This is a genomic window from Pseudomonas sp. B21-019, assembly GCF_024749225.1.
Lineage (GTDB): Bacteria > Pseudomonadota > Gammaproteobacteria > Pseudomonadales > Pseudomonadaceae > Aquipseudomonas.
This window is the reverse complement of sequence record NZ_CP087193.1, coordinates 428,816-439,796: the sequence shown is the minus strand read 5'-3', so window position 1 is coordinate 439,796 and position 10,981 is coordinate 428,816. Positions and strand designations below refer to the sequence as shown.

Genomic DNA, 10,981 nt, shown 5'->3' with positions numbered 1-10,981 from the left:
TTGTAGAAATTTTGAGGTGCTTGGAGAGGCGGCCTGGGTAAGGCCGCCGAATCTTCAGCGAGTTGTTGCCAGTTCCTGTTGGACGCTGGCGACAGTGCGAGGCCAAGGTTTACCAGCCTGAACCTTCGCTGGCAAGGCCTTGATGGCAGTAACGGCTGCATCGCGGTTGGCGAAGCTACCGTAGGTGATGACGTAAAGCGGCTTGCCGTTGAGCACTTTCTTGAAATAACGGTACTCGCCGCCCTGCTCCTTGACGAAGTTTTGCGCGGTCGATTCGGAGCTGGTGCCAAGGATCTGCACTACGTAGCTGCCCGGTGCCTGGCCTGCGTACCAGCTGCCACCAGCGGCTTTGGCCACGGCAGCTGGTTTCTCGGCGGGTTTGGCCACGACGGCCGGCTTGGCGGGCGCTGGAGCCGGTTTGGCAGCCGGTGCAGGCGCTGGCGCTGGCTTGGTCACAGGCGCGACAGGCTTGGCGGTCGCGATTTGAGTCGGCGCAGGCGTCGGCTTGGCGGCCGGTGTTGGCGCGGGCCCCGCTGGAACGCCTGCCGGTGGCGCAGTGGTGGTCACGGTCGGCGGTGTGGCGCTGGAGCCTTCGACCGGTACGCCATCATCGCCTTCGGTAATGCCTCCGGCCGCTTCGGCCAACGGACCACGCATCACCGGCTGCGAGTTACCGACCAGCGGTAATGGCATCGGTTGCGTGTTACCGGCGAATTCCACAGCGGGAGCGCCGCCACTGTTAGGTTTTGGCGTGCCCTGACCCAACGGCAGTTGCGCTTGTTCGTTGGCAGGCGCGCCGGTGGTCGGTGCTTTGTTGCGACCCGGCATCAACCAGGCGGCAGCTACCGCGACCACGACGACGGCGGAAATTGCCAATACGTGTTTCTTCGGCATGTTGAACCCCATACTTGGACGCTTGACCGCTGAGCGGCTGGCAATCATGGCTTCGATCATTGCATCGCGGGCAACCTGGTTGATGTTGCCAGGCCAACCGTCGGAGCTTTCGTGAATATCAGAGATCTGATCCGCGGTGAAAAGTTCGATTCCCCGGCCAGCACCTTCGAGACGCTGATCCAGATATTCGCGGGTTTCTTCTTCGGTGTAGGGCTGCAATTCGATGACGTGAAAACGCTCTTCCTCGAGGCTCAGCGCATCAAGTTGAGCAATCAGCGAGGACTCACCGAACAGGAATACATGCGGACGACCTTCCGGCGCGCCGGCAGCCAGGGCCAACAAGGCTTCCAGTGCAGACTCGTCGAGTTGCTCGGCGTCATCCACCAGTAAATAGACTTCCTGCCCCGTGAGCGCAAGCTGCACCACTTGAGCCAGGATCGCACCGATCTCGGCCTGGGCAACGTCCAGCGCCTGAGCCACTTGATTCAGCACGCCAGCGGCATCGCCGGCGCCACGGGCGGAAACCACCACGCTCTGCACTGACTGTTTGTTGGTGCTGGCTACCAGGGCCTGACGCAACAGGGTTTTGCCGCTGCCTTGCGGGCCGGTGACCACCAGCAGCAACTGGCTGTAGCGAGCCAGGTGGTGCAACTGGCCCAGCACCGGCTTGCGCTGGGCCGGGAAGAATTTGAAGCCAGGCACCCGTGGAGCGAAAGGGTCATGACTTAACTGGTAATGGCCGAGGAAAGCCTCGTCGGCATGCAAACTAGTCATCGGGATCTTATTAACCTTTAAGCTGAGCCAGGGCGCGGTAATCCGCTCCCAGCGTGGCCTGTAAAACCTCTTTCGGATAATCGTCGGTCACCACTGCTTCGCCCATGTGGCGCAGCAGCACCAGGCGCAAACGACCGTCGATCACTTTCTTGTCAATTGCCATGTGTTCGAGAAAATCGGCTTCGGTCATCTCTTCCGGCGGAATGACCGGCAGGCCGGCGCGCTGGAACAGGCGAATACCGCGATCACGCTCTTCTTCGCTGATCCAGCCCAGGCGCGCGGACATTTCCAAAGCCATCACAGTGCCAGCAGCGACTGCTTCACCATGCAACCAGACACCATAGCCCATATGGGTTTCGATCGCGTGGCCGAAGGTATGCCCCAGGTTCAACGTGGCACGCACGCCGGTCTCTTTCTCGTCGGCACCCACCACTGCCGCCTTGGCCGCACAGGAACGTTCGATGGCGTAAGTCAGGGCGGCCTGGTCCAGGGCGCGCAGGCGATCGACGTTTTCTTCGAGCCAGGTCAGGAACGGCTCGTCGCAGATCAGCCCGTACTTGATGACTTCTGCCAGCCCGGCAGACAGTTCACGGGCCGGCAGGGTATTGAGGGTGGCGGTATCGATCAGCACCACGTTGGGCTGATAGAAGGCGCCGACCATGTTCTTGCCCAGCGGATGATTGATCCCGGTCTTGCCGCCCACCGAAGAATCGACTTGCGACAGCAATGTGGTCGGCACCTGGATGAAATCGACGCCGCGCTGGTAGCAGGCCGCCGCAAAGCCGGCCATGTCACCGATCACGCCGCCACCAAGGGCAATCACCGTGGTGCGACGGTCGTGCCGAGCGGTCAGCAGGCCATCGAAAATCAGTTGCAGGGTTTCCCAGGTCTTGAAGGCTTCGCCGTCGGGCAGCACCACGGAAATGACCGAAAACTGCGCCAGACTGCGGGTCAGACGCTCGAGGTAGAGCGGCGCGACGGTCTCGTTGGAGATGATCGCCACCTGCCGCCCGCGAATATGCGGGGCCAGCAGCTCAGGTTTATCCAACAAACCTTCGCCAATATGAATCGGGTAGCTGCGCTCGCCTAGATCGACCTTGAGTGTCTGCATGTGTCCCCACAGTGAAGATGGAATCAGGCGTCCTGCCTTGAGTTTACGAATTCCATGGCGTCTGCTGGTGTGACGCCGTCCGGTAGCCATCCGCCACAACCTTGAGCGGCTGCGACAGGACGCCGAGGATAGCGCATTTCGCCCCGTGCATTAACGGGGCGGCAGCTGCTGCAAGCGTTCGAGAATATCGAGCACCACCATCCGCGGCGGCCGCTCATCGGTTTCCACCACCAGGTCGGCGATTTCCCGATACAGCGGGTCACGGATCGCCAGCAAGTCCCGCAGGGTCTTGGCCGGATCGGCGGTGCGCAGCAGTGGCCGATTGCGATCGCGAGCCGTTCGGCCCACTTGCTGCTCGACAGACGCGTGCAGATAGACCACCCGACCACCGGCGTGCAGCGCCCGACGATTGGCTTCGCGCATTACCGCTCCGCCACCGGTCGCCAACACTACGCCGTCGGACGCGCACAGCTCGGCAATCATCGCCTGCTCGCGGTCACGAAAGCCCGGCTCGCCTTCTTTATCGAAAATCCACGGGATATTGGCGCCCGTGCGCAATTCAATTTCCTTATCGGAATCTTTGAACGGCAGGCGCAGCTCTTTGGCCAGCAACCGGCCGATGGTGCTTTTTCCAGCCCCCATCGGTCCAACAAGAATCAAATTTCGCACAGAATCAATGACTCACAGCAATCGCCTGATTGTTCATGATACGCGGAGTGAGAAATACCAGCAGCTCGGATTTTTTCTCCGAAACCACGTCACGCCGGAAAAGGCGGCCAAGATACGGCACATCACCGAGAAATGGCACCTTATCTACAACCTTGCTCTGAGTATTTGAGAAAACCCCACCAATCACGATGGTCTCGCCGTCGTTGACCAATACCTTGGCGTTGACCTCGTTTTTCTTGATCGGCGGTACATCCTGCACTTTGTTCAGGTAGTCCGGTTCGTCCTTGGTGACCTTGACCTCCATGATGATGCGGTTGTCCGGGGTGATCTGCGGCGTCACTTCCAGGGACAGCGAGGCTTCCTTGAACGACACTGAAGTGGCACCGCTGGAGCTGGCTTCCTGATAGGGGATTTCGGTGCCCTTGAGGATTTTCGCGGTTTCCTTGTCAGACGTGACCACCTTGGGCTGCGAGACGATTTCCCCGTTGCCGGTTTTCTCCATGGCCGTCAGCTCAAGATCCAGCAGCACATTGTCGGTAATGAAAGCGATGCCGATCCCCGAGGTGTTGGAGGAAGTCCCAAGGTCGACGAACGGCGAGTTGGTGCTGGTGCTGCCCGGCGTGCCGACGGTGGTCGAAGAGCCGTTGACCCCGGAGCCGTTCCAATTACCCTTCTGCACCGAACCGCCCCAGCGCACGCCGAGGCTTTTGTCGTAATCGACGTTGGCCTCAACGATGCGCGCCTCGATCATCACCTGACGCACCGGAATATCCAGCTGTGCAACGATGCGACGCAGTTCGTCGAGGCGGTCCTGGGTCTGGTAGGCAATGATGTTGTTGGTCCGCTCATCGACAGTGATTGAACCGCGCTCGTCGACTTTCGCCTCGGCGCTGGTCACCGACTGGAACAGTTTGGCGATATCCGCGGCCTTGGCGTAGTTGACCTGCAACAGTTCGCGACGCAGAGGCGCCAGTTCGGCGATTTGTTTCTGCGACTCCAGTTCCTGACGCTCCCGGGCGGCGATTTCATCGGCCGGCGCTACCAGCAACACATTGCCAATCTTGCGCTTATCCAGGCCTTTGGTTTTCAACACCAGGTCCAGCGCCTGATCCCACGGCACATTCTGCAGGCGCAACGTGATGCCGCCCTGCACCGTGTCACTGGCCACCAGATTGAGGTTGGTGAAATCGGCGATCAGTTGCAGCACCGAGCGCACATCGATGTCCTGGAAATTTAGCGAGAGCTTTTCGCCGCTGTAGGCAAAACGTTCGGCGTTGCGTTTTTGCAAGTCATCGACCGTCATCGGCCGGATGCTGACGGTCAGTTTGTTATCGGTCTGGTAGGTCGAATAATCGAAGGCGCCGCTGGGCTCGATACTGATGATGGCCCGGTCGCCCGTGGCGCTGGCGTTGACGAACTGCACCGGGGTAGCGAAATCCTTGACGTCGAGACGGACGCGCAACCGCTCAGGCAATTGGGTTTTGGTGAAGCCGACGATGATCTTGCCATCGCGTTCCTGAATGTCCGGGGCGATGGACGGATCCGACAGATCGATAACCACGTTGCCTTCACCCTGGGTGCCACGCTGGAAATCCACGCCACGAATAGCCTTGCCCACGGGAGCACTGGCTCTGGCGGGCGCGGGTACCGCCGTGGCCGCGCGTGGTGCGCTGGCAATCGGTTTGGACGCCTTGTTACCGGCCGCCTGCCCGACAACCACAAACAGGTTGTTGCCTTCGACGCGTGCGTTATACGGAGTCAGCTGAGTCAGACCGATGATCAGCCGTGTGCGGTCCTTGGCTTCCACCACCGTGGCGCTGCGGGCATTGCCGCTGCCCAGGTCTCGACTCTTGCTCGCCAGTTGGCTGGTAACGCCCGGCAGGTCCAGCGCAATCCGCGCAGGCTGCTCCGTCGTATAGCCATGCGGCTGCGGTGGCGGCCCGTCGAACGACAACTTCAGCTCGACACGGTCACCAGGCAGCGCGGCGACATCCAGCGCTTTGAGGTTGGCCGCCTGTACCAACGGCGACAGAAACGCTATCCATAGCGAAATACCGAAGGTTGAGAAAATCCTGTTCATTGTTCGAGTTCCACTATGAGTGCTCTTTCAAAGGGATGGTCCGCGGCCGCTCCAGCCAGGCACCTTCGCCATCGGGAACGATTTCGACCACATCGACTTGCGAAGCGCTGATGGCGACGATCCGCCCATCATTACGTCCCAGGTAATCGCCGACTTTCAGCCGATGCACACCGCCCGCCCCGCGCAGTAGCGCAAAGGAGCCGGAGGCATTGGAGATTGTGCCGACCATTTCAAATTGTTCGATGTTGAAGCCTTCGAGGTACTGCTTGACCCGATTGGGGTCGGGTTTGACGTTGCGCGAGCCGTGCTTCTGGCCAGCCAGATCGACTCTGACCTGCCGGGAGAACGGGCTGCGCAGGTTGGCAGCGCTGTAGGTGAATGTCGGATAAGACTGGAATGTCGGCGCTGGCTCAATCTTGCCGGGCGCTCGCAGGCGCACTTCGTTCAGGTAGGCGTCGATGTCGCTGAAACCATTGTCACCACCACAACCGGCCAGGATGACCAGGCACATCACCATCGACAGGCAACGAATCGGGTTCATTTCTGCAACCCCTTGTCGTTGTAGCGGTAGGTCTTGGCAAGGATGCTCATGCGCAGCTTCGGACCGCCTTCGGGATTGGCCGGCACCAGGTCGAAATCATGCAGGGTGACGATCCGGGGCAACCCCGCCACGCCGCTGACGAAAGTGGCCAGGTCGTGATAAGCGCCGGTGACGGTGATCTGGATAGGGAGTTCGATGTAGAACTGCTGGGTGACCTCCGGCAGCAGCTTGATCTCTTCGAATTCCAGGCCGCTGCCCAGGCCGGTGCGGGTGATGTCCTCCAGCAGGCCGGGCACTTCGGTGTCGCTGGGCAATTGCCGTAATAGCATGCCGAAGGAATTCTCCATTTCCTTCATCTGCTGGGTATACAGCTCAAGATTGGCCGCCATGTGGGCTTTGGTCGCGAACTGCTCCTTGAGCGTCGACTCCTCCTCACGCTTGAGTTCCAGGTGGCTTTGCAGGTCGCTGATCAGGAAGCTATAGCCCAGGGCCAGCACCAGCACCATCAGCAGAACACTCGCAAGGACCTTGATCGCCCTTGGCCAGGAACCCATGTTGTTGGTGTCCAGATCGCTGATGTCGATCTGGCGCAACCCTTCGAGCCATTCGGACGGCCTCATTTAGCCACCCCCACAATTGCCGGCTGAGTCTGACGGACGGTCAACTGAAAAACATTGGCCTGATCCAGCTGACCGGCGGTGTTCGCTTTGACTTCCGTGAGATTGGGCGCATCGAACCAGTCGGATGCATCCAGATTGCGCATCAAATCCGAAACACGATTGTTGGACTCCGCCGCGCCGGAGATGGACAAGGTCTTGCCGACCATTTTCACTTCGGTGAAATACACGCCGTCCGGCAAGGTGCGCGCCAACTGATCGAAGATCCTCCCGCTGATCGGCCGGTTGCCTTGCAGGTCCTGGATGATGCGCATGCGCTCGACGAGCTGCTGGCGACGAGCCTTCAGATCGCTGATCTGTTTGATCCGCTCGTCGACCACGGCAATCTGCTTGGCGATGTAATCGTTACGCGCGACTTGTCGATCAATGGCGCTGTTAATGACCTGGTCCGTGATCAGCAGTGCCCCCACCGACCCTGCCAGCACACCGACCAACGCCAGCAAAAAGCGTTTGCGCCGCGCTTCGCGCAACTCTTCACGCCAGGGTAAAAGATTGATCCGTGCCATCAGTCGAAACTCCTGAGGGCCAGCCCGCAGGCGATCATCAGTGCCGGCGCATCGCTCGCCAGGGCACTGGCGTTGACCCTGCTGCTCAGGGTCATGTCAGAGAATGGATTGGCGACCTGGGTCGGCGTCCCCAGACGCTGCTCGATCAACCGGTCCAGCCCTGGGACCGAGGCAGTGCCGCCGGCCAGGAGAATGTGATCGACCGAGCTGTACTGGCCGGAGGCAAAGAAAAACTGCAATGAGCGCGATACTTGTTGCACCAACGCATCCCGAAACGGCTGCAAGACCTCACTGACGTAATCGTCCGGCAAACCGCCCTGTTTCTTCGCCAACCCTGCCTGCTCGACCGTCAGGCCATAACGGCGCTGGATTTCTTCCGTCAGTTGTCGGCCGCCGAACAATTGTTCGCGGGTGTAGATGATCCGCCCATTGTTCAACACGCTCAGGGTGGTCATGGTGGCGCCGATATCGACCACCGCCACGGTCAGATGCTCCTGAGAAGCGGCCAGCTGGGTTGCCAGCAGGCCGAACGATCGCTCCAGGGCATAGGCTTCGACATCGACCACTCGCGCGGTCAGCCCGGCCAGGGCCAGGGCCGCTTCACGAACCTCGACGTTTTCCTTGCGACAGGCGGCCAGCAGCACATTGACCCGCTCGGGGTTGCGCACCGACGCGCCTTGCACTTCGAAGTCGATCGCCACTTCATCCAGCGGATACGGGATGTACTGATCGGCCTCGATCTTCAGCTGGTTTTCCATCTCGTCGTCGGAAAGACCGGCGTCCATCTCGATGGTCTTGGTGATCACCGCCGAGCCGGCGACCGCCACGGCGACGTTCCTCTGGCTGGTTTTGGCCTTGAGCAGCACGCGCGCAAGGGCCTGCCCCACGCCTTCGAGCTCGGCAATATTTTTTTCGACCACGGCACTGGCGGGCAGCGGCTCGACCGCATAGGCCTCGACCCGATAACGGTCGCCTTGGCGGCTTAACTCCAACAGCTTCACCGACGTAGAGCTGATGTCGATCCCCAGAAGCGCATTGGTTTTTTTATTGAAGAGTCCTAGCACTACCAATTCCCTATGACTATCCGTGAGTTACGGACTCTGTAATATCCATTGCGTTCAATACCCCCGTCTTGACAGAAGCGCAAATGACGCTCCCTGCGGAAAAATGCTTATAATGCCGAGCGTTTTTCCGCTTTCACTGCAAGCGCGGGTCATTCTCTTTATAGCCTGAACCCTGATGCCTAATTCATTCTTTGCCCTGGATATCCAAAAGCCTTGATTCGTCTGCTGAAATTCTTCGGTTGGTCCATCGTCGCCGTTTTCTGCGGACTGCTCCTGGGTCTGAGCGGCGCCTTTCTTTACCTTAGCCCTGGATTGCCATCTGTGGAGGCGCTGAGAAGCATTCAGTTGCAGATTCCTTTGCGGGTGTACAGCAGCGACAACAAGTTGATCGCAGAATTTGGCGAAATGCGCCGTACGCCGATCCGTTTCGCCGACATTCCCCCAAATTTCATTAATGCGTTACTAAGTGCGGAAGACGACAATTTCGCCAACCACTATGGCGTCGATCCCAGCAGCCTGATGCGTGCAGCCACCCAGCTGGTAAAGAGCGGACACATTCAGTCCGGCGGCAGCACCATCACCATGCAGGTGGCGAAGAACTTCTTCCTGAGCAGCGAACGCAGCTTCTCGCGCAAAACCACCGAAATTCTCCTGGCCCTGCAGATCGAACGGCAGCTGACCAAGGACGAAATCCTCGAGCTGTACGTCAACAAGATCTATCTGGGCAACCGCGCCTATGGCATCGAGGCAGCGGCGCAGGTCTATTACGGCAAGTCGATTCGTGACGTCAGCCTGGCGCAGATGGCGATGATCGCCGGTCTGCCAAAAGCCCCGTCGCGCTTCAACCCGCTGGCCAACCCGGCCCGCAGCAAGGAGCGTCGCGACTGGATCCTGGGGCGCATGTACAAGCTCGGCAAGATCACCGAAGCCGACTACACCGCGGCGATCAACGAACCGCTGAACGCCAGCTATCACGTGCCGACCCCGGAAGTGAACGCACCGTACGTCGCCGAAATGGCCCGCGCCGAAATGGTCGGTCGCTATGGCAGCGATGCGTACACCGAAGGTTTCCGCGTCACCACCACGGTGCCGAGCGACTTGCAGGAAATGGCCAACAGCGCGGTTCACGAAGGCTTGATGACCTACGATCAACGGCACGGTTATCGCGGCCCCGAGTCACGCCTGCCGGGTAAAACCCGAGAGGCCTGGACCCTGGAACTGACCAAGCAGCGGACCATCAGCAGCCTGGAGCCGGCGATCGTGACCCAGGTCGACAAGAACGGCGTGCAGGTGCTGACCCGCACCGGCGAAGAGCATGTTGCCTGGGACACCATGAAGTGGGCCCGTCCGTTCCTGAACACCAACAGCATGGGCGCCAATCCGAAGCAGCCGTCGGACGTCGCGCAGGTCGGCGATCTGATTCGCGTACAACGTCAGCCGGACAATTCGCTCAAATTCAGCCAGATTCCGCAGGCCCAGGGCGCACTGGTGTCCCTCGATCCGCAGAACGGCGCCATTCGTTCCCTGGTCGGCGGTTTTGCCTTCGAGCAGAGCAACTACAACCGCGCCATGCAGGCCAAGCGTCAGCCGGGTTCGAGCTTCAAGCCGTTCGTCTATAGTGCCGCCCTGGATAACGGCTACACCGCCGCCAGCCTGGTGAACGACGCACCGATCGTGTTCGTCGACGAGTACCTGGACAAGGTCTGGCGCCCGAAGAACGACACCAACACCTTCCTCGGCCCGATCCGCATGCGTGAAGCGCTCTACAAGTCGCGCAATCTGGTATCGATCCGCCTGCTGCAAGCGCTGGGCGTCGACCGCACCATCGACTACATCAGCAAGTTCGGCTTCAACAAGCAGGACCTGCCACGCAACCTGTCCCTGGCACTGGGCACCGCGACCCTGACACCAATGGAAATCGCCACTGGCTGGAGCACCTTTGCCAACGGCGGCTACAAGATTTCCCCGTACATCATCGACAAGATCGAAAGCCGCAACGGCGACACACTGTTCGTTGCCAACCCGCCGAGCGTTCCGAAAGGCAACGTAGTCAGCGACGGCATCGCCGTGCCGGCCGCCAATACCTTCACCGTCAACGCCACCCCAGGCGAAGCGCCGGGCACCCAGCCAGTGTCACAAGCACCAGCGGTGGCCGAACGCATCATCGATGGCCGCACTACCTACATCCTCAACAGCATGCTTGAGGACGTAATCAAGCTCGGCACTGGCCGTCGCGCACTGGCCTTGGGCCGCAGTGACATTGCGGGCAAGACCGGCACCACCAACGAATCCAAGGACGCCTGGTTCTCCGGCTACAACGCCGATTACGTGACCACCGTCTGGACCGGCTTCGACCAACCGGAAAGCCTGGGCAAACGCGAGTTCGGCGGCACCGTCGCCCTGCCGATCTGGATGAACTACATGGGCGCCGCCCTCAAAGGCAAGCCGCCTCATACCCAGCCGGAACCTGAAGGCATCCTCAGCCTGCGGGTCGACCCGGTCAGCGGTCGTGCAGCCACTCCAAGCACGCCGGGCGCCTACTTTGAGCTGTTCAAGGCCGAAGATACGCCACCGTCGGTGAATGAGCTGGGTAACGGCAATGTGCCGGGCAGCCCGCTGCCAGCGGACGAAGCGGCGCCGATCGATTTGTTCTGATCGCCGCACA

Annotated in this window: 9 protein-coding genes; 1 reads left to right on the top strand and 8 read right to left on the bottom strand. The window is 60.3% G+C overall.

Annotation, left to right across the window (positions count from 1 at the left end; all coding sequences use genetic code 11):
- Positions 1-54: 54 nt before the first annotated feature.
- The 8 genes from LOY36_RS01970 to LOY36_RS01935 all read right to left on the bottom strand — a co-directional run bounded on the left by LOY36_RS01970 (position 55) and on the right by LOY36_RS01935 (position 8,316).
- Positions 55-1,668, bottom strand: a complete 1,614-nt coding sequence (locus tag LOY36_RS01970; protein WP_019650780.1) for an AAA family ATPase — start codon at positions 1,666-1,668, stop codon at positions 55-57.
- 10 nt (positions 1,669-1,678) lie between these two features.
- Entirely contained in the window at positions 1,679-2,779 is a 1,101-nt protein-coding gene (gene aroB, locus LOY36_RS01965; RefSeq protein WP_019581861.1) for a 3-dehydroquinate synthase, read from the bottom strand.
- A gap of 150 nt (positions 2,780-2,929) precedes the next feature.
- On the bottom strand, positions 2,930-3,448 hold the full coding sequence (aroK, locus tag LOY36_RS01960; RefSeq protein WP_019581860.1) for a shikimate kinase AroK: 519 nt from the start codon (positions 3,446-3,448) through the stop codon (positions 2,930-2,932).
- A gap of 4 nt (positions 3,449-3,452) precedes the next feature.
- Complete coding sequence (gene pilQ, locus LOY36_RS01955) at positions 3,453-5,528, bottom strand: type IV pilus secretin PilQ (RefSeq protein WP_258672095.1); 2,076 nt, start codon at positions 5,526-5,528, stop codon at positions 3,453-3,455.
- A 13-nt stretch (positions 5,529-5,541) separates the two neighbouring features.
- Positions 5,542-6,069, bottom strand: coding sequence for a pilus assembly protein PilP (locus tag LOY36_RS01950; protein WP_258672094.1), 528 nt, complete (start codon positions 6,067-6,069; stop codon positions 5,542-5,544).
- Positions 6,066-6,689 carry a type 4a pilus biogenesis protein PilO gene (pilO, locus tag LOY36_RS01945; RefSeq protein ID WP_019581857.1) on the bottom strand — a complete coding sequence of 208 codons (624 nt, stop codon included), beginning with the start codon at positions 6,687-6,689 and terminating at the stop codon, positions 6,066-6,068. The genes LOY36_RS01950 and pilO overlap by 4 nt, the downstream gene beginning before the upstream one ends.
- Positions 6,686-7,252, bottom strand: coding sequence for a PilN domain-containing protein (locus LOY36_RS01940; protein WP_019650784.1), 567 nt, complete (start codon positions 7,250-7,252; stop codon positions 6,686-6,688). Before LOY36_RS01940 ends, pilO begins: the two co-directional genes overlap by 4 nt.
- Positions 7,252-8,316: a pilus assembly protein PilM gene (locus tag LOY36_RS01935; RefSeq protein ID WP_019581855.1), complete on the bottom strand. Its 1,065-nt coding sequence runs from the start codon at positions 8,314-8,316 to the stop codon at positions 7,252-7,254. The genes LOY36_RS01940 and LOY36_RS01935 overlap by 1 nt, the downstream gene beginning before the upstream one ends.
- Before the next feature lie 216 nt (positions 8,317-8,532).
- Here LOY36_RS01935 and LOY36_RS01930 point away from each other — a divergent pair, with 216 nt between their 5' ends.
- A complete protein-coding gene (locus LOY36_RS01930) occupies positions 8,533-10,971 on the top strand; it encodes a penicillin-binding protein 1A (protein ID WP_408981114.1) in 2,439 nt (812 codons plus the stop codon).
- The last annotated feature ends 10 nt before the right edge of the window (positions 10,972-10,981 follow it).